The organism is Mycolicibacterium chitae (assembly GCF_900637205.1).
Lineage (GTDB): Bacteria > Actinomycetota > Actinomycetes > Mycobacteriales > Mycobacteriaceae > Mycobacterium > Mycobacterium chitae.
In genome coordinates this window covers 2,487,753-2,504,958 of record NZ_LR134355.1, presented here as the reverse complement: position 1 = coordinate 2,504,958, position 17,206 = coordinate 2,487,753, and the positions used below count along the sequence as shown (strand labels likewise).

The 17,206-nt window shown below is 70.8% G+C and carries 17 protein-coding genes; 6 read left to right on the top strand and 11 right to left on the bottom strand.

Features of this window, described 5'->3' with window-relative positions; all coding sequences use genetic code 11:
- Positions 1-6: 6 nt before the first annotated feature.
- The gene (locus EL338_RS11750; RefSeq protein WP_126333911.1) at positions 7-381 is read left to right on the top strand and encodes an Hsp15 family ribosome-associated heat shock protein; all 375 of its coding nucleotides are present in this window, start codon (positions 7-9) and stop codon (positions 379-381) included.
- A gap of 6 nt (positions 382-387) precedes the next feature.
- Here the strand turns inward: EL338_RS11750 and EL338_RS11745 are convergent, their stop codons facing one another.
- From EL338_RS11745 to EL338_RS11735, 3 genes are read right to left on the bottom strand one after another with little or no spacing between them, the layout of a single operon-like run.
- Positions 388-1,956 carry a threonine/serine exporter family protein gene (locus EL338_RS11745; protein WP_126333910.1) on the bottom strand — a complete coding sequence of 523 codons (1,569 nt, stop codon included), beginning with the start codon at positions 1,954-1,956 and terminating at the stop codon, positions 388-390.
- Positions 1,957-1,985: 29 nt separating this feature from the next.
- Positions 1,986-3,038, bottom strand: a complete 1,053-nt coding sequence (locus EL338_RS11740; RefSeq protein WP_235666448.1) for a zinc-binding dehydrogenase — start codon at positions 3,036-3,038, stop codon at positions 1,986-1,988.
- Between the two features lie 14 nt (positions 3,039-3,052).
- Entirely contained in the window at positions 3,053-3,742 is a 690-nt protein-coding gene (locus EL338_RS11735; RefSeq protein ID WP_126333908.1) for a phosphonatase-like hydrolase, read from the bottom strand.
- Positions 3,743-3,893: 151 nt separating this feature from the next.
- Here EL338_RS11735 and EL338_RS11730 point away from each other — a divergent pair, with 151 nt between their 5' ends.
- Positions 3,894-5,021, top strand: a complete 1,128-nt coding sequence (locus EL338_RS11730; RefSeq protein WP_126333907.1) for a TIGR03364 family FAD-dependent oxidoreductase — start codon at positions 3,894-3,896, stop codon at positions 5,019-5,021.
- Positions 5,022-5,027: 6 nt separating this feature from the next.
- Here EL338_RS11730 and phnE read toward each other — a convergent pair whose 3' ends face one another.
- The 6 genes from phnE to EL338_RS11700 form a co-directional block, all read right to left on the bottom strand.
- Positions 5,028-6,737 (bottom strand): phosphonate ABC transporter, permease protein PhnE, encoded by a 1,710-nt coding sequence (gene phnE, locus EL338_RS11725; RefSeq protein WP_435404968.1) that lies wholly within the window; start codon positions 6,735-6,737, stop codon positions 5,028-5,030.
- Positions 6,738-6,741: 4 nt separating this feature from the next.
- A complete protein-coding gene (gene phnC / locus EL338_RS11720; RefSeq protein ID WP_126333906.1) occupies positions 6,742-7,545 on the bottom strand; it encodes a phosphonate ABC transporter ATP-binding protein in 804 nt (267 codons plus the stop codon).
- A gap of 30 nt (positions 7,546-7,575) precedes the next feature.
- A complete protein-coding gene (locus EL338_RS11715; protein ID WP_126333905.1) occupies positions 7,576-8,544 on the bottom strand; it encodes a phosphate/phosphite/phosphonate ABC transporter substrate-binding protein in 969 nt (322 codons plus the stop codon).
- Between the two features lie 123 nt (positions 8,545-8,667).
- Positions 8,668-9,132, bottom strand: coding sequence for an SRPBCC family protein (locus EL338_RS11710; protein WP_126333904.1), 465 nt, complete (start codon positions 9,130-9,132; stop codon positions 8,668-8,670).
- Positions 9,133-9,185: 53 nt separating this feature from the next.
- Entirely contained in the window at positions 9,186-11,012 is a 1,827-nt protein-coding gene (locus EL338_RS11705) for a fatty acyl-AMP ligase (protein WP_235666447.1), read from the bottom strand.
- A 19-nt stretch (positions 11,013-11,031) separates the two neighbouring features.
- Entirely contained in the window at positions 11,032-11,577 is a 546-nt protein-coding gene (locus EL338_RS11700) for a TetR/AcrR family transcriptional regulator (protein ID WP_126333903.1), read from the bottom strand.
- A gap of 186 nt (positions 11,578-11,763) precedes the next feature.
- Between EL338_RS11700 and EL338_RS11695 the strand changes: the two genes are divergently transcribed.
- Together EL338_RS11695 and EL338_RS11690 are read left to right on the top strand one after the other, a co-directional pair.
- On the top strand, positions 11,764-12,180 hold the full coding sequence (locus EL338_RS11695) for a hypothetical protein (RefSeq protein ID WP_126333902.1): 417 nt from the start codon (positions 11,764-11,766) through the stop codon (positions 12,178-12,180).
- 193 nt (positions 12,181-12,373) lie between these two features.
- Positions 12,374-13,288: an MPT63 family protein gene (locus tag EL338_RS11690; protein WP_126333901.1), complete on the top strand. Its 915-nt coding sequence runs from the start codon at positions 12,374-12,376 to the stop codon at positions 13,286-13,288.
- Positions 13,289-13,326: 38 nt separating this feature from the next.
- On the opposite strand, the gene EL338_RS11685 is transcribed toward EL338_RS11690, so the two are convergent.
- Positions 13,327-14,136, bottom strand: coding sequence for a hypothetical protein (locus EL338_RS11685; RefSeq protein WP_126333900.1), 810 nt, complete (start codon positions 14,134-14,136; stop codon positions 13,327-13,329).
- Between the two features lie 134 nt (positions 14,137-14,270).
- On the opposite strand from EL338_RS11685, the gene EL338_RS11680 reads away from it, so the two are divergent.
- Entirely contained in the window at positions 14,271-15,044 is a 774-nt protein-coding gene (locus EL338_RS11680; RefSeq protein ID WP_126333899.1) for an enoyl-CoA hydratase/isomerase family protein, read from the top strand.
- Positions 15,045-15,052: 8 nt separating this feature from the next.
- Positions 15,053-16,606 carry a class I adenylate-forming enzyme family protein gene (locus EL338_RS11675; RefSeq protein WP_179967195.1) on the top strand — a complete coding sequence of 518 codons (1,554 nt, stop codon included), beginning with the start codon at positions 15,053-15,055 and terminating at the stop codon, positions 16,604-16,606.
- A 5-nt stretch (positions 16,607-16,611) separates the two neighbouring features.
- On the opposite strand, the gene EL338_RS11670 is transcribed toward EL338_RS11675, so the two are convergent.
- Positions 16,612-17,205, bottom strand: a complete 594-nt coding sequence (locus EL338_RS11670) for a DUF1707 SHOCT-like domain-containing protein (RefSeq protein WP_126333897.1) — start codon at positions 17,203-17,205, stop codon at positions 16,612-16,614.
- Position 17,206: the final 1 nt, after the last annotated feature.

Genomic DNA, 17,206 nt, shown 5'->3' with positions numbered 1-17,206 from the left:
GCTTTAATGGATGGCGTGGAAGCAACCCGTGTTGATCGCTGGCTGTGGGCGGTCCGCCTGACCAAGACCCGGCCGGACGCGGCCGCGGCCTGCCGGGGCGGACACGTGCGCGTCAACGATCGACCGGCCAAACCGTCGACCATGGTCTCCCCCGGTGACGAGGTCCGGGCGCTGGTCGGCACCCGGACTCGAATTGTCGAGGTGGTCCGGGTGATCCAGAAGCGGGTGGGTGCCGCCGACGCGGTGACCTGCTACCTCGACCGCAGCCCCGCGCCGCCGCCGACGGCCACGGTTCCGGTCGCGGTGCGCGACCGCGGCGCCGGGCGGCCCACCAAGCGGGACCGCCGGATGTTGGACAAGTGGCGCGCCGCCCAGGGCTGAGATCCGCTACTTTTCCTCGGCGTCGGACTCGGGTTCCTCGGTGTCCTCGGCCGTCTCTGTCTCCGGTTCGAGGGCGACACTGCGCGACCGCAGCCGGCGCGCCCCCGGGCGCGCGGGGCTCTCGCTGGGTCGCAGATGCACGACGCGGCCCACGGCCCGGCGCAAACCCGGTGGGCCCTCGATCCGGACGAAATCACCGACCCGGCCGGCCCGGTAGCGCAACGGCGAACCGAGCAGCTCACCCATGACCACCCCGGCGCCGATCGCCAGCGCCACCGCGGCCGCGGCGAGCAACTGGGCCAGGCCGGCGTTGAACTTCTCCTCGACCGCGAAGTTGAAGACCGCCCGGAAGATCGCCAGGCCGGGCAGCATCGGCGTGATGCCGGCGGTCGCGGTGACCAGGGCCGGCGCCTGCCGGCGGATCGAGACCAGGGTGGCCAGCAGACCCACCCCGATGGCCGCGACGCCGGTGGCCAGCACCTGCCCGAACTGCACGTTGCCCAGGCCGATCAGCACCAACTCGGCGGTCCCGGCCGCCATCCCGGCGGTGACCACCGAGCGCAGCGGCGCGTAGTAGGCCAGCGTCAGACAGACCCCGGCCAGTGACGCCCCGAGGACGGCGATCAGGATCTGCGCGGGTTGGCTGGGCGCGACAAACGATTCGGTGGCATCGATGTGCAACGCCATCCGGATACCCGCCAAGGTGGCGACCTGCAGGCCGGCGACGATCCCGACCACGATGCCCGCGGTCAGGAACACGGCGTCGCCCAGGCGCGCCATCGCGGTCACCATGTAGCCGGTCAGGGCGTCCTGCACCGACCCGACGAGGGTCATGCCGGAGAGCAACACGACGATGCCGGTGGCCACCATGACCGTCGGCCCCTGATCGGCGAACCGGTAGGCCGCCACCGCCACCAACGTGGCGATGAACGCACCGACTGCGTGGTAGAAGAACAGCGGCGCGCCGGCCCGCAGCAGCCACCGCCCTACCTGATCGATCACCGCCGAGGTGATCGCGGCCAGGATGCACGTCAACCAACCGCCGCCGAGCAGCATCGCGATGCCGAGCGCGAACCCGGCCCACCCGGCGCTGGCGAACCACCGCGGGTACGGGTGCGACTGCTCGGTCAATTCGTCCATGGCGACGTGCGCCTCGTCGACCGTCACGCCGCCGGCGGTGATCCGTCGGACCAGCCCGTCGAGTCCGGCGAGCCGCGTGTAGTCGGTGGCCCGGTTGCGGACGGCGCGCACGATCGTCAGCGGCGGGCTCTCCGCGGTCGGCGGCGCCGAGACGATGACCGTGTTGAACGTGATGTCGACGACGCAGTCGGTGAGCTGATAGGCCTGCGCGACGTCCTGGGCCGTCGCGACGATGTCGGCGGTACCCGAACCGGACGACAGCATCACCTCGGCCAGCCGAATCGTCAGGTCGAGCACCTTGCGGGTGTGCAGGTCGCCCAATCCTGCCTGCCGGCTCCGTTGCCCGGCGCCGGTGGCCGGTTCGCGCCGCCCGCGAAGCGCCATTTGCAGGCCGCGGCGAATGCGCGCGCTGCCGTTCGAAAGATCTTCCGCCATTTCCTAAGCAGGATACTGGCGTCAGCGGCTCATCCGCGCCGGCCGGGGCGGACCGCCCGCCGCAGCACGGCTCCCCCGGTTTCGATCATCTGATCGCCGAGATCGGCCAGGTCCGCGGGCTCGGCGACGACGGCGGCGAAGTCGTACCCCGTGGGGGCGGCCAGGAAGGCGACCGCCTCGGCCAGATGCCGGGGTTCGTAGTTGTGCACGCCCACAACGGTGATCAGGGACCGGACCAGATGTTCGGGATCGACCGGCACGGTCCCGCGCGGTGCCACCGAACCCGCCAGCACCACCCGACCGCCGATGTCGACCAGTCGCGGCGCCGTCGTGACCGCGTCGGGTGCACCGGAGAGTTCGATCAGCACGTCGGCCGCCGGGTCGGGATCGGCAGCGTCGGGCGGCACCGCCCGCGCCGCCCCGAACCGGCGCGCCAGCGTCCGTCGCTGCGGGTCGGGGTCGCGCGCCTCGACGATCGCGCCGCGCGCGGCCGCCACCGCGCACGCGCACAACCCGAGCATGCCGAGGCCGCTGATCACCACCCGTCGGTCCGTCAGTTCACCGGCGGCCTCCACGCAGGCCATCACGGTGGCCAGCGCGCAGGCGCTCATGGCCGCCGACGCGTCCGGGACGACGTCGGGCACCCGCACCAGAGTCAGGCCCGGGTGCAGCAGGATGTGCGAGGCGTAGCCGCCCGACAACGGCCACGGACCCGTCAGCGGTTCGTGCCCGGTCTTGAGCAGCCGACGGCACTTGGCGCTGTGACCGCGCCGGCAACGGTCGCAGTCGCCGCAGACCGCGGTCACGCTCCACACCACCCGGTCCCCGATCGACAGCGGCGCACCGGCGTGGTCGACGACGCCGTCGCCGAGCGCGGCGATTCGGCCGACCGCCTCGTGGCCGAGGACGCTCGGGTGCGGGCCGGGGCGCCGGCCCCGCACGGTGTGGACATCGCTGCCGCACACGGTGGCGAGGTCGACCTCGACCACCGTCTCCCCGCGCCCGGGCGACGGGAGGTCGAACTCCCGCAGCGCGAATTCACCTGCCCCGAGCCAGACTTGCGCCTGGACCTTGGTTCCCACCGTCGTCAACCTCGTCAGCCCAGCGTCGCGTATTCCGGGATGGTGGGCAGGTCCGCGAGCGAGGAAAGCACGTGGGCGTGCGGTTGCTCCTTGAGGATCTCCGCGGGTACCGATCCGGTCAGCACGCCGACCCCGATGACCCCGGCGTGATGCGCGGCCTGCAGGTCGACGATCGTGTCGCCGGCCGCGAGCACGCGGTGCACGTCCAGCACGCCGGTGCGCTGCATGGCCTCGTGGATCATGTACGGCGCCGGGCGGCCCTGGGCCACCTGATCCGCACAGACCAGCGCGTCGAGGGTGGCATCGGCCCCGCCGACGGTCCAGCCGATGCCGGTCAGCAGCGACTCGGCGACGTCGGTCGAGAAGCCGGTGCTCAACCCGACTTTCACGCCGCGGCCGCGCAGATCGGCGATGACCTCGGCGACCCCGGGAAAGGGGCTCGGCGGTTGCTCCCGATAGGCCCGGGCCAGGGCGTCGACGAACCAGCCGTAGGCCTCGTCGACGGTGCCGGTGTCGGCCTCGACGCCGCCGAGGGTGAGCAGATTGGTGATGGCCGAGCGCTTTTCGGTGCCCATCCAGTTGCGGAACTGCGCGTCGGTGATCGTCGCGCCGCGGTCCTCGACGCACTGCCGCAGCACCCGATACACCTGATGCCCCTCATCCAGGGTGGTGCCGGCAATATCGAAGACCGCAAGGTCGATCATCTGACGTCCTAATGTCGAGGGGATAACACCGGGCAGCCTAGGAACCCCACGCGATGCTCAACCGCCGACGAATTGACCGGCACCCGAACGCGCGGTGAACAGTTGCCTCCCGACCGCGCGACGAAAATGCCGGCCGCTCAGGATGAGAGCCATGGTGGATTCCGTTGCGGATGTCGTTGTCGTCGGGGCCGGGATCGTCGGGCTGTCCCATGCCGTCGAGGCGGTGCACCGCGGCCTGTCGGTCCACATCGTCGAGCGCGACGCCGAACCCGTGGGGGCCTCGGTGCGCAACTTCGGCCACGCCTGCATCACCGCGCAGGGGCCCGAACTGCTTGCGCTGGCGCAGGTTTCCCGGCGCGGATGGATGCGCGCCGCGGCTCGGTGCGGGTTCTGGGCCCCGGAATCGGGGGCGCTGATGCTGGCCCGCAACGGGGCCGAGGCCGCCGTGCTCGAAGAGTTCCGCGAGGAGCGCGGCGCCGAGGCCGTGCGACTGCTCTCCGCCGAGCAGACCCGGGCCCGACTGGGCGGGGCGGACCGGTCACCGGACCCGGACATCGTCGCCGGCGCGGTGTTCCCCGCGGACTTCCGGGTGGACCCGCGCTCCACCGTGATCGCGATCGCGCGGTGGCTCGCCGAACAACCCGGCGTCGTGTTCCATTGGCGCACCGCCGCACTTGGCTGCGCCGACGGCGTCGTCTACACCGGGCGCGGTCCGGTGCGGGGGCGCCGGATCCTGGTCTGCGTCGGTCACGACCTGGACCGGCTGTACCCGGTCACCGCCGAGGAGCACGAGGTCATTCGCTGCCGGCTGCAGATGGCCCTGGTCGCCGCGCCGGCCGACTACCAGCACGACGGTGCCGTGCTCACCGGCACCTCGATGCTGCGCTACGGCGGGATGGCGGGGCTGCCGTCGGCGGCGCTGGTGCGTGCCGAACTCGACCGCGACCATCCCGAGTTGATGGAGATCGCCGCGAATCTGATGTTCGCCCGTCGTCCCGACGGCACGGTGCTGGTCGGCGACTCCCACCATTACGGTCTCACCGCGACGCCCTTCGACGACGAGTCGGTGACCGAACGACTCCTCGCCGGGGCCGCCCACATCCTCGGGGTGCCGGGCCTGCAGGTGCTGCAGCGCTGGCAGGGCGTCTACGCTTCCAGCGCCCGCACAGACATCCTGCGCGAAACCCACGACGCAACAGTCAGTTCGGTGACCGTGACCACCGGGCTGGGCATGACGTTGTCGTTCGGGCTGGCGGCGCAGACCTTCGACGCGCTCTGAGCCGGCTCAGCGGACGGCGCGGCGGACCCAGATCGACAGCGCCTCGACGGCCAGCACCACGACCAGGATGATCAGCACGATGGTCGTGACGACATCGAACTGCATGACCCGCGAGGCGTTCAACAGGTAGAAGCCGATCCCGCCGGCGCCGACGATGCCCAGCAGCGTCGCGGCCCGGATATTGGTGTCGAGCAGGTACATGATGTGCGCGACGAAGGCCGGCGCGGCCTGGCGGACGGTGGCGGCGAAGAACACCTGCGCGGCGGTGCCGCCGTTGGTGCGGATCGCGTCCTGCGGACCCGTGTCGGTTTCCTCCAGGGAGTCGGCGATGAGCTTGCTGAGCAACCCCACCGCGCCCAGCGCCAGCGCCAAGGTGCCGGCGACTCCGCCCAGGCCGGTGATGACCACGAAGATGATCGCGACGATCAGTTCGGGGATGCCGCGCACGCACACGATGAGCACCCGGAAGAAGGTGTGGATACCGCGGTGCGCAATCACGTTGCGGGCGGCCAGGATTCCGATGGGGATGGCGACGATGGTGCCCAGCAGCGTGGCGGCCAACGCGATCTGGACCGTGACCAGCATCTGCGCGAGCAGTTCGGGGAGGATGCCGCCGTCCCCGGGCGGGAAGAACAGCGACAGCGTGTTGGGCAGGTTCTCCAGACCGAAAGTGAAGGACTGCCAGGAGAACTCCGCACCCGCGATGGACAGTGCGATGATGACGGCCACCGCCGCGATGCTCAGGAATCGACGTATCCGGTCGACGGTCCACGGCGGTATGTCGCGAACGGCCGGCGGCGCGCCCGGCCCCCGCGACACCCAGTTCCGGGAGACCTTGTCGGCCCAGGTGACCGGGCCGCCGGCGGCCGCGGAACCGGTGCCCCCCGACATGATCGCCGTCCGCACGGCGCCGGAGATCAACTCGGTGCCGATGCACAGCAGCAGCACGATCAGCGCCAGCGCCATGCCGCGCTGATAGTTCAACGACCGCAACGCATCCGAGATGGCCAGACCCAGACCGCCGACGCCGACGTAGCCGAGGATGATCGAGGTCCGCAGGTTGATGTCGAAGCGGTGCAGCGCGGTGGCGATCAATTGCGGCAGCAACGGCGGCAGGATCCCGCCGATGATCTGTTGCCACCGCCCTCCCCCGGCGGCCCGGATGGCCTCCTGCGGGCCGTTGTCCAGGCTCTCGATCGCGTCGGCGTAGAGCTTGCCGATCATGCCCACCGAGTGCAGGCCCATGGCCAGGATGCCGGGCAGGGCGCCCAGACCGAACACGCGGAAGAAGAACACCGCCAGGATCAGGTCGGGAATGGCGCGGGCCAGCACGATGACCACCCGCGCGGTGCCGCGGGAAACGTTGCCGGACGTGGTGTTCCACGCCGCGGCCAGCGCGATCGGCAGCGAGATCAGCACCGCCAGCACGGTGGCCAGGATGACGATGGCCAGCGTCTCGAGGATCAGACCGGTCAGCTCACGAAGCGGCGGGAAGTCCAGCGGGAACATCCGGGCCGTGAACGCCATCGCGTTGTCGATGCTGTCGATGAGGCTGGCGACGTTGATGCCCAGGTCGATCGTGGACCAGACCGCGGCGGCGAGCAGCCCCAGCAGCACCAGCGTGACCGCGATGGTGTTCGGCGACGGTCCGGGCCGGCGCGGCACCGCGAAGTGGGACTCGCCATCGCGTTGCGGCAGTGCGGAAATGGTGATCACTGGTTCAGCCGACGCCGGCCAGCGCCTGGTCCTCGAGGTGCTCCGGCACGGCGGCGACCTTGTCGTAGATCTGCAGCGCCTCGTCGCGGGCGATGGTGGCGGTGGCACGGTCGAGCACCACCCGGCCGCTGCGCAGGCCGAGGATGCGGTCGGAGAAACTCAACGCCATCTCCACCTGATGCAGGCTGCAGATCACCGTGAGGTTCTCCTCGCGGCTGATTCGGGTGATCAGCTCGATCACCTGCGCGGCCGACACCGGGTCCAGGGAGGCCACCGGCTCGTCGGCGAGCAGGATCTGCGGACGCTGGATCAGTGCGCGGGCGATCGCGACCCGCTGCTGTTGACCGCCGGAGAGCGTGTCGGCGCGCTGAAAAGCCCGATCGGCCAGCCCGACCCGGGCGAGTTGCTCGAGCGCGTCCTGACGCACCGACTTGGGATAGCTCATCAGGCTCAGCCGTGGGCCACGCAACGAGCCCAGCTTGCCCGTGCAGACGTTCTCCAGCACCGACATCGGGCCCACCAGGTTGAAGTTCTGGAAGATGAAGCCGATGCGTCGGCGCAACTGCCGAAGCCGCGCGTCACCGGCGGATTCGATCCGTTCACCGAGCATGGTGATGGTGCCCTCGCTGGGTTGTTGCAGCCCGTTGATGTGCCGCAGCAGGGTGGACTTGCCCGAACCGGACAAGCCGAGCAGGACGGTGACCCGGTTGGCCGGGAACCGCGCGCTCACGTCGTCGAGCCCCAGCACCGTCGGGCTGAAACGCTTGGTGACGTTGTGGAATTCGATCGGGTGATCGGTGGTCGTCATGGTGGGTCTCGTTTCTTCGCGGCGGACGAATCAGGTGTTGCAGGCGTCCGCCTTGGTGACCTCACAGACCTGCCGGACACCGTCGTAGGTGGCATCGGTGACCGGCGCGAATCCCCACTGGGTGTCCTCGGGCAGCCCGCAGGATTCGGCGTCGGCGCAGTGCCCGGCCTCGACGAGGGCCGGAATATTGGCGCTGTCGACGAAGATTCGCTTCAGTGTTTCCTGTGTTTCGGCGTCGACGGTCTCGGTGTTCATCGCGATCGGCGACCCCGCGATCATTTCCGAACGCCAGACCTCCTTGACGTCCTCGGGCTGCAACTGGCCGCTGTCGACGAGCATGCGCAGCGACTCCTCGTAGGCGAACCCGGCGTCGCACTGGCCGCTGGCCACCGACAGCATCGAGGCGTCGTGCCCGCCGGCCATCACCGGGGTGACCCCGGTCTTGGGGTCGATGCCGGCCTCGAGCAACCCGGCCGACGGGTACAGGTAACCCGAGGTGGAGGCGACGTCGACGAAGCACACGGTCTTGTCGGCGAAGCCGGCGATGTCGGTGATGTCGGAGTCGGCGCGCACCCAGCCGATCGAGTAGTAGCCGGGCTCTTCGCCCTCCTCGTCGACCAGCGCGCCGAGCGGCTCCAGCGGAATGCCCCCGTCGCGGCCGATCACGTAGGAGAACGGCCCGTACATCGCCAGGTCGATCTTGTTCGCGCGCTGGCCCTCGATGACCGCGGCGTAGTCGGTGGCCTGTTGGAACTCAACGGTTTTGCCGGTCTCGGCCTCGATCAGCGCGATGAGGCCGTCGAACTGGCTGCGCAGCGCGGTGGACTCCTCCGAGGGGACCGCGGCGAGCACCAGCGTGTCACCGTCGGCCGCCGCTTCCGTCCCGTCCTGCCCGTTCCGGGCGGTATCGGCGCTCTCGCCGCACCCGGCCAGCACCAGCGCGGCGGTCGCGAGCAGCGCGGCCGGTGCGCCGAGACGGGAAAGGAAAAGCTTGGACATGGGTGATCTCCTCGGATGGATGCCGGTGCCGCGTTAGCGACCGTCAGCCAAACACTCCCGAGTTTCGTCCGACCAACATCGACATGAACGGACGATGCCGGACCCGGTGTCCGCGGGGTGGGGTCAGCCCTTCTCGACGATCGCCTTGATCGCGGCCAGCGTCGCGGGGATCCCGGACTCGGCCGCCAGGCGCCGCTTCTCGATCTCGGCCTCGGCTTGCTCGCCGAAGATCTCGTGGAATCCGGAGATGCCGGCGGGCAGGAACTTCCACGATTCGGTGAGCCGGGTGCCGCCGCCCTCGGGCTCGAGGGTGTATCCCCAGTACACCCAGCCGTTGTTGACCTCCCAGGCGAATTCGCGGCCCGCGGTGGCGGCGACGACCTGGCTGCGGGTCTCCCAGGTCTGCTCGGGGGTCTCGTTGCGGCCGGTGAACCAGGCCCCGACCTGCGGCCCGGCCCCCTCGTCCCACCAGCAGCTCTTGCAGATCGGGCTCCACTCGCCGGTCCTGGTGACATCGGAGACCACCGCGTAGACCTGCTCGGGGCTCGCCGCGATGGAGATGGATTCGGACTTTTCAAGATCGGTCATGGGGACCAGTCTGCCAAACCCGATTCGCGCGATGGTGTTCCGCGATGATGTTCTCAGTGCGCGCCCAGGGTGCCGCGCAGGTACTGCTCGCGGCAGGCCCGGCGGGCCAGCTTGCCGCTGGTGGTCCGCGGGATGGCGCCGGCAGGCAGCAGCACGACGTCGGCGACCGGCAGCCCGTGCCGGCGCAGCACCTCGACCTCGATGGCGGCCAGCGCCGGCTGTGGATCCTGGCGCGCGGTACCGGCCGCGCGTTCGGCGACGATCACCAGCTTCTCGTCGGGGTCCGCGAACGCCGCGACGTAGCCGCGGCGCACCAGCGCCGCGGCGTCGGCGACGGTGGCCTCGATGTCGTGCGGATAGTGCTGGTGCCCGCCCACGCTGATCAGGTCGGCGGTGCGGCCGGTGACGAACAGGTCGCCGTCGAGGTGGAAGCCCAGGTCGCCGGTCTGCAGCCAGTGGCCGTCGAGATCGGCGCCGGCGGTGTGACCGGCCGCGCCGCGGGTGTCGCGCAGCCGGGCGCGAAAGGTCCGTTCGGTGTCCGCCGGCCGGCGCCAGTAGCCGCGCCCGATGTTGTTGCCCTGCAGCCAGATTTCACCGATGTGGCCGTCGGGCAGCTCCGTGCCGGTGGCCGGGTCGACGACCACGGCCCACTGACTGCGCGCCACCTGTCCGCAGGCCACCTGCGGCACCGCCGCCGGGGTGTCCGCCGGGACGGGCACCGCCCGTCCGGCGCCCAACGCCGCCCGGTCCAGGTACACCAGCGACGCCTCGGCCATCGGCGCGATGGTGGCCACGAACAAGGTTGCCTCGGCGATCCCGTAGGACGGTTTGATGGCGGTGGGCGGCAACCCGAACGGGGCGAAGGCGTCGTTGAACCCGTTGATCGCGGCCATGCTCACCGGTTCGGAACCGATGATCAGCACGACGTTGCGCAGATCGATGTCCGCGCCGGCGGCCGGGACGCCGCGCTGCGCGGTCCACTCGTAGGCGAAGTTGGGGGCGGCGGTCACCACCCGGCCCTCGCGGGAGCCGTCCGACAACGCCTCGATCCAGCGTTCGGGCCGGCGGACGAACGCCGTCGGCGACATCAGCGTGGAATGTCCACCATAGACCGCCGGGAAGCCGATCATCGAGAGCCCCATGTCGTGGTACAGCGGTAACCAGCTGACGCCGTGGGTGTTTCGGTCCAGCATGTCGATCGACAGGATCATTTGCACCAGGTTGGTGCCGACGGCGCGGTGGGTGATCTCGACACCCACCGGGGGACGGGTGGCACCCGAGGTGTACTGCAGGTGGGAGACGTCCTCGACGTCGAGTTCGACCTCGGCGAAGGCGTCCCCGTCGGCGTCGGGCACCTCGTCGATCACGACGAGTTCCGGCCGCCGAAAGTGGTTCTGCGCGTTCAGGAATTGCCGCACGGTGCCCAGCGCGGCGGCGGTGGTCAGGACGACGGCGGGTTCGGCGTCACCGAGCGCGGTCTCGAGCCGTTCGGCGTGGCCGGGCAGCTCCGGGGCGAACAGCGGGACCGCGATGGTGCCGGCCTTGATCGCGGCGAAGAAGCCCACCACGTAATCCAGGCCCTGAGGAGCGAGCACCGCGACCCGGTCGCCGCGCGCGGCGACCCGCTGGATGGCGGCGGCCACGGCACGCAGTCGACGCCCGAGTTGCGACCACGTCAGTTCGACGGTGCGGGTGCCCGCGGGTCCGGTGTGGTCGAGGTAGCGATAGGCGACGGTGTCGCCGACATTGGCGATGTTGCGGTCGATCAGCGCGATCAGCGTGGTGCCGGGCGGGAGCCGGATGTTGCCGTTGCCGTCCAGGCACTCCTCGATCTGGATCAGGCCGGTGCGACTCGGCGGGTGGTGGGCATCGCAGGTCACGGGGCCAGTCTAGGAGAGCTCAGATGCGCACCGCGGGCCAGAACAGGTCGAACAGGCGTTCCTGCCAGTCGTCGACCAGGCCGCCGGTGCGCGCTCGTTCGGCGATGTGGGCGCCGACCACGGCGTCGATCAGGGTCTCGGTGTCGATGTCGGCCCGCATCGAGCCGTCGGCCTTGCTGGCGTCGATGACCGTGGCCAGCTTGGCGCGTTGGTCGACGAGCACCTGCCGGAACAGCGCGGAGAACTCCGGGTCCTCGCCGGTCAGCAGCGAGGCGAAGCCGCCGAAGCCGATCCCGCCGTCGACCGCTTCGACGGCGTGCCGGATGAACCAGCGCAGCCGTTCGGGTGCGTCGGCGGCCAGGTCGATCGGGGCCAACGCCGCCAGCCGCGACATGGCGGCCGCCAACATCTCCCGTCGGTCCCGGTGGCGTCGGTAGATCGTGGTCTTCGCGATGCCCGAATGCGCCGCGACCGCCTCCACGGTGACCGCGCGCGGACCGCCGGCACGCAGCAGATACAGGGTCGATTCGGCGATGCCGTCCTCGACGGGCCGTCGCTGTGCCATCCCTGCCCTCCTTCTCGTTGCGGTCCTCGGCGGCGTCGGGAATATCCGCGACCGGTGGAGTGTTACATGACATAGAGCTACGCTACGCGTATCGTAGTGATTAGAACTCGTAGTGATTAGCACGTGGCGATCGTCGAACTGCCGGCCCGGCCGTTCCGACGCCAACCAAAAGAGAGGGAGGACACAATGAGCACCAACAAACGCCGGATCTCCCATCCGTATGTGGGATATGTCTTCTTGCTGATTTCATTCGTCATGCTGGGCGTCTTCGTGGCCGGCCTGGCGCTGCAGAGCGGCACCGCGGCGCTGATCGGTGGCGTGGGTCTGGTGGCCGCGATGGCGCTGGCCGTCTTCGGCTTCCGGCTCGGGGCGCGCAAGCTGAGGAAGGCGCGTGAGGGTGGCGACCCGACGCGCAACATCAGCATCTGGTCCGAGCCGCTCCGGCAGGACGCGATCGACAAATACCTGGTCGCCTACCGTGGCCAGGCCTCGGACGACGAGTCGGACGACAAGTCCGCCGCCGCCTCGACGGTCCGGGAATTCCCCCGGGGCGAGTCCGAGGAACGCCTGGTGGGCGCCGCGCCCACCCGGTTGTCGGCGTAGTTCGGCGCTGCTCCTACCGCACCCGACCATCCGGCCGGTTCTGCCCGAATCGGCCGGATGGTCGTCTCTTTTTCGGGTCCCCGCAGCTGGCGACCTCGCCGGGAGCCCCGGCGTCGGAATTGCTGACCTGCTAATTTCACTAACGAACGTCCCGCTGTCCAGGAAACACGACCCGACGCACAGGAGTGTCACTGTGAAGACCAGCAAAATCGCCATCACCGCCACCTCGGCGGCCCTGTTCGCCGCCACCGGCCTGTTCGGTGCGCCGCTGGCCGGTGCCGAAACCGCCGACCTCGGCGAACAGGCCGAACTCAACGAAGGCAACGTCGTCCAGGGCTGGACGATCAGCGATCTGAAGCAGAGCTCGGACCCCGTCTCCTACCCCGTCCGAGGCACCCTGTGGGAGGCCACCGCCACCAACGAGGCCATCCAGGGCAACGTGCAGCCGATCGTCTCGAACCTCAATGCCCGCAGCGAGAGCGGCGAGACCTACCGGGTGCTGTTCCAGATCGCCAGCCCGCAGGGCATCAGCCCGGCCGGTCTCGCGCAGGGCCAGAAGGCCACCGGCAAGGTGTACTTCGACGTCACCGGCCCCGCGCCGGACACCGTGGTCTACAACGACGGCACGCAGGACCTGCTGACCTGGGTGCAGCCCGCCGCCGAACCGGCCGCGACCGGCACCGGTGCGGGCAGCGCGTCGGCTCCGGCCGCGCCGGCCAGCCCCGCCGAGGCCCCGGCCGCCACGGACGACGCGCCGGAGGCCGTCACCGAGGATGCGCCGGAAGCCGTGACCGACGAGGTTCCCGAAGCCGTGACCGAGGATGCGCCCGAGGCCGTGACCGACCCCGCCGCCACCGGCCGCCAGGGCACCCCGCTGCCCGAGGACGCCGCCGTCGCCGAGGCCACACCCGCGGCGCCGGAGGCAACCCCGGCCACCCCGGCGCCCGAGGGCGCCCCGCACGGCCCGGCCGCCGAACCGGCCGCCGGCAGCCAGGGCACCCCGCTGCCGGCTCAGGAACCGGCCGCGACCGCCGATGCCGTCGAGGGCACCCCGCACGGCCCGGCCGCCACGCCGACGACCCCGGTCACGCCGGCTCCCACCGCGTAGGCGCTCGGGGCGCGCTGTCCCCGCTGATCAACGCGCCGTCAGGAGTGCGAGGACCACCACGCGAACAGCTGCTCGAGGTTCCGGGAGCCGGGCTCGGACCGGATCTCGCTGAGCAGCAGGCTGGCCTCATCGGTCCAGCCGACCGTGGTGGCCTCCCTGTCGGCGGCGCACACCACGATGCCGCTCACCACATCCGGTGTGGCGTTGCGGCGCCACGGCCCGGGCGACTGGATCCGGCCGGGGCACACCACGACCGAGCTGCGCTTGGTCATCTTGTCGAACGCGGCCGTCAGCGCGTCCTCGTCGGCCACCAGCGTGTAGGTGGCCGCGGGCGCCTGGGGTTCGTCGGTGGCCTCGCAGCTCACCTGCGCCGCAGTTCCTTGCGGCGGCTCCACCACCTGGCACGCCGAATCCGGGTAGCCGCCCGGCAGGCGCGCCAGTAGCCGTTCCTCGGCCTCGGAGTGACCCGCGAAATCCGCCTCCGCCGCGGTGTCGGTGCCCGCCGAGGTGTCCTCGCCGGAGCGGACCACGGCGAAGCCCACCACGCCGAGCGCGACCAGGGCCGCCGCGGCCGCGCCCGCCACCACCAGGGCGCGCTTGCGGCGCGCGGGGACGCGGCCCATCTCCACCGCGGAAAAGTCGAAGGGCGGCAAGGCGGTCGGGGGCAGCGCGGTCGGGGGCGGCGCTGTCGGCGGCAGCGGCGTGTGCGGTGGCGCCGGCTGCGGCCCAGTCGCCGCCTCCCAGTCCCGCTGCACGGCGGCCCAGCTGCCCGGGACGACCGGCAGCGGTTCGGTGTTCTCGGTGCTGACCGGTGCCTCGTCCCCCGGCGGATCCGCTTCTGCGTCCATCCGTCCCTCTCGGTGAGTTGTCACGGCCGACCCCGTGACCGAATGCCTCGCCCCTAGAGGGTAGTAGGCCCGCGTGGAAGCCGGTAAGCCCGCTCGGTGCCACCGCGGCCGACACGGAAAACTAGGGTGACGCAATGCCCCTTGTGACCTATCAGCTCGACGGCCACGTCGCAACGATCACTCTGGACCGCCCCGAGGCGCGCAACGCGATCAACGGTGCGCTGCGCCAGGATCTGAACGCGGCCTGGGACCGGTTCCGCGACGACGAGGACGCCTGGGTGGGGATCCTGACCGCCAACGGCGACGTCTACTGCGCCGGCGGGGACCTCAAGGACGGCGCGGGTTCGGTGGGCACCTTCGGCGGCACCTTCTGGGAGAAGCCGACCATCAACAGCTTCGAATCGGGCATGGAACTGTTCAAGCCCACCATCGCCGCGGTGCACGGCCCGTGCATCGGCTACGGGCTGACCGGGGTGCTGTTCTGCGACTTCGTCATCGCCTCCACCGAGGCCAGCTTCTGCTTCCCGGAGGTCTCGATCGGCGTGCCGACCATCGTCGGAGCGATCCGGCTGCCGCAGCGCGTCGGCTGGGCCAACGCCATGGAACTGTTGCTCACCGGCAAGCCGATCAGCGCCGAGCGGGCCTACGAGATGGGCCTTGTCTGGCGGCTGGTCGAGCCCGCGGATCTGCAGGCCGAGGCGCGCGCCTGGGCGCAGACTCTCACCGAGGCCGCGCCGCTGGCCCAGCGAGCCACCAAGGAGGTCGCCTGGCGCACCGCCGACATGGGCTGGATCGAGTCGGTGCGCTTCGGCGAGGTGATGCGCAAGGTGGCCGGCGCCACCGAGGACGTAGGCGAGGGCATCACGGCGTGGCGGGAGAAGCGTCCACCGCAGTGGCGGGGCCGGTGAGTGGCGCCGTGACCGAACAACCGCGGACCGAACAACCGCTGACCATCCCGACGCTGCTGCACCGCGCGGCGCGCGATTTCGGCACCGACGCGTACGTGGTCACCCCGCAGGACCGGCTCGACTACCGCGCGGCCGACACGCGCTCCGGCGAGGCGGCGCGGTGGCTGCTGGGCCACGGCGTCGGTAAGGGCACCCGGGTCGGGTTGTTCTTCCCCAACGGCATCGACTGGATCACCTGGTGGCTGGCGGCCTCCCGGATCGGGGCGCTGGTGGTCCCGCTGAGCACGCTGTACACCCCGGCCGAGATCGCCAAGGTGCTCCGCCTGGCCGACATCGCGACCCTCGTGGCCCCGGCGCGGGTGCTGACCCACGAGGTGGCCGACAAGCTCGAGGCCGCGCTGCCCGGGCTCGCCGACGCCACCTCGCCGCGGCTGGCCCTGTCGGCGGCCCCGTATCTGCGTTCCGTCGTACTCACCGGCGAGCACGATCGGCGTTGGGCCACCCCGGTGCGCCCGGAAGACGCGGTGTCCCAAGACATCCTGGCGGCGGTGCAGCGCGAGGTCTCCCCCGCTGATCCGGCGATCATGGTGCACACCTCCGGCTCCACGGCCGACCCCAAGGGCGTGGTCCACACCCACGGGACGCTGGTGCGGCAGACCTCGACCTGGCCGGCCGCCATCCACGCGGTCACCGGGCAGCCGACATCACCGCGCATCCTGTGCGCCATGCCGTTCTTCTGGATCGGCGGGGTGCTGGCCGCCATGGGCGCCCTGCACGATTCGCTGGCGCTGCTGGTGCTGGACCGCCTCGACCCCGGCACCGCGCTGGATCTCATCGAACGGGAGCGCGCCACCGGCATCGTGGGCTGGCCGGCGTTCACCCAGAAACTGCGCGACCACCCGAGTTTCGCCGACCGCGACCTGAGCAGCGCCCCGATGCTGCGCGACGGGCCGGTCGACATCGCGATGACCGATGTCCCCGACGGGTTCCCGGTCCACCGCACCATGTCGGAGACCGCCGGCGGCTTCGTGCACACCGAGATGAAGATCGTCGACGAGCACGGAAACCCGGTGCGCGCCGGCGAGGTCGGGGAACTGCTGGTGCGCGGGATCGGCGTGATGGCCGGCTACAACAAGCGGGAGCGCTGGGAGACCTTCGACGCCGACGGCTGGTATCACACCGGCGACCGGGTCTATCGCCGCGAGGGCGATCCCCGGCTGTTCTACGTGGGTCGCAGCAGCGAACTGATCAAGTCGGCCGGGGCCAACGTGTCGCCGCTGGAGGTGGAGGCCGTGCTCGGCGGGTTCGACGACGTGGCCCAGTGTGTCGTCGTCGGCGTCGAGCACCCGGAGCGCGGCGAGCAGGTGTGTGCGGTGCTGGTCCCCGCCGCGACCGAGATCGACGTGTCGGCACTCGAGCGGCGTGCCCGCGAGCAGCTGTCCAGCTACAAGGTGCCCACCCGCTGGATCGTCGTCAGCGCCGACCAGATCCCCACCCTGGCCAGCGGGAAGCTGGACCGAAAGTCGTTGCGCTCGTGGGTGCTGGAGCACCACCCGGCGTGAATCCGTCAGCGGCCCAGCCAGTTGCGCACCCGGGTGCCCAGCGGGTGCTTGACCGTCAGCGAGCTGAACCACAGCTTGCCGCGCACCACCAGGTGCACGCGGCCGGCGGGCGGGCCCGGGCGGATCTTCGAGTTTGCGGTGCTGGCCGAGCACCGCAGCCCGTTGACGTCGGCGGTGAAGTCCTCGGGCACCGTGATGTCGATGCTGCCGCAGATGTCGTCGATTTCGATGGTGACGACCGGGGTGCGGATGTCCGCCTGGGTGAAATCGAGATGCACATCGGACAGCCGACTCTTGACGGTGATCAGCTCGGGGGCCTGCCAGTCGCCCGCGCGTCGGATCGTCGACATGGTGGCGTGCAGGGGCAGCGGCGCCAGACCCGCGCCCGACGCCAGGGGCACCGGCGCGCCCGACAGTTGCATGCCGGGCAGATCGGCCACGACCGCGCCGAGTTCACCTCGGGTCCGGGCCGCCATCGCGGTGTCCATCCGTTCGCTGAATTCGTCGAGCGTGAGCATGCCCTCGCCCACCGCACGCTGCAGGAGTCCGGCAACGTGTTCGCGATCGGCATCCCCTACGCGTAAGTCCCGTGGGTCCATT

Excerpts from the sequence above, each read along its gene's own strand:
- EL338_RS11710 (WP_126333904.1), bottom strand. The coding sequence starts at position 9,132 with ATGACCGATCTTGAAAAGTCCGAATCCATCTCCATCGCGGCGAGCCCC.
- phnC (WP_126333906.1), bottom strand. The coding sequence starts at position 7,545 with ATGACGACCACCGATCACCCGATCGAATTCCACAACGTCACCAAGCGT.
- EL338_RS11670 (WP_126333897.1), bottom strand. The coding sequence starts at position 17,205 with ATGGACCCACGGGACTTACGCGTAGGGGATGCCGATCGCGAACACGTT.
- EL338_RS11680 (WP_126333899.1), top strand. The coding sequence starts at position 14,271 with ATGCCCCTTGTGACCTATCAGCTCGACGGCCACGTCGCAACGATCACT.
- EL338_RS11700 (WP_126333903.1), bottom strand. The coding sequence starts at position 11,577 with ATGGCACAGCGACGGCCCGTCGAGGACGGCATCGCCGAATCGACCCTG.
- EL338_RS11685 (WP_126333900.1), bottom strand. The coding sequence starts at position 14,136 with ATGGACGCAGAAGCGGATCCGCCGGGGGACGAGGCACCGGTCAGCACC.
- EL338_RS11730 (WP_126333907.1), top strand. The coding sequence starts at position 3,894 with ATGGTGGATTCCGTTGCGGATGTCGTTGTCGTCGGGGCCGGGATCGTC.
- EL338_RS11750 (WP_126333911.1), top strand. The coding sequence starts at position 7 with ATGGATGGCGTGGAAGCAACCCGTGTTGATCGCTGGCTGTGGGCGGTC.
- EL338_RS11735 (WP_126333908.1), bottom strand. The coding sequence starts at position 3,742 with ATGATCGACCTTGCGGTCTTCGATATTGCCGGCACCACCCTGGATGAG.
- EL338_RS11745 (WP_126333910.1), bottom strand. The coding sequence starts at position 1,956 with ATGGCGGAAGATCTTTCGAACGGCAGCGCGCGCATTCGCCGCGGCCTG.
- EL338_RS11715 (WP_126333905.1), bottom strand. The coding sequence starts at position 8,544 with ATGTCCAAGCTTTTCCTTTCCCGTCTCGGCGCACCGGCCGCGCTGCTC.
- EL338_RS11695 (WP_126333902.1), top strand. The coding sequence starts at position 11,764 with ATGAGCACCAACAAACGCCGGATCTCCCATCCGTATGTGGGATATGTC.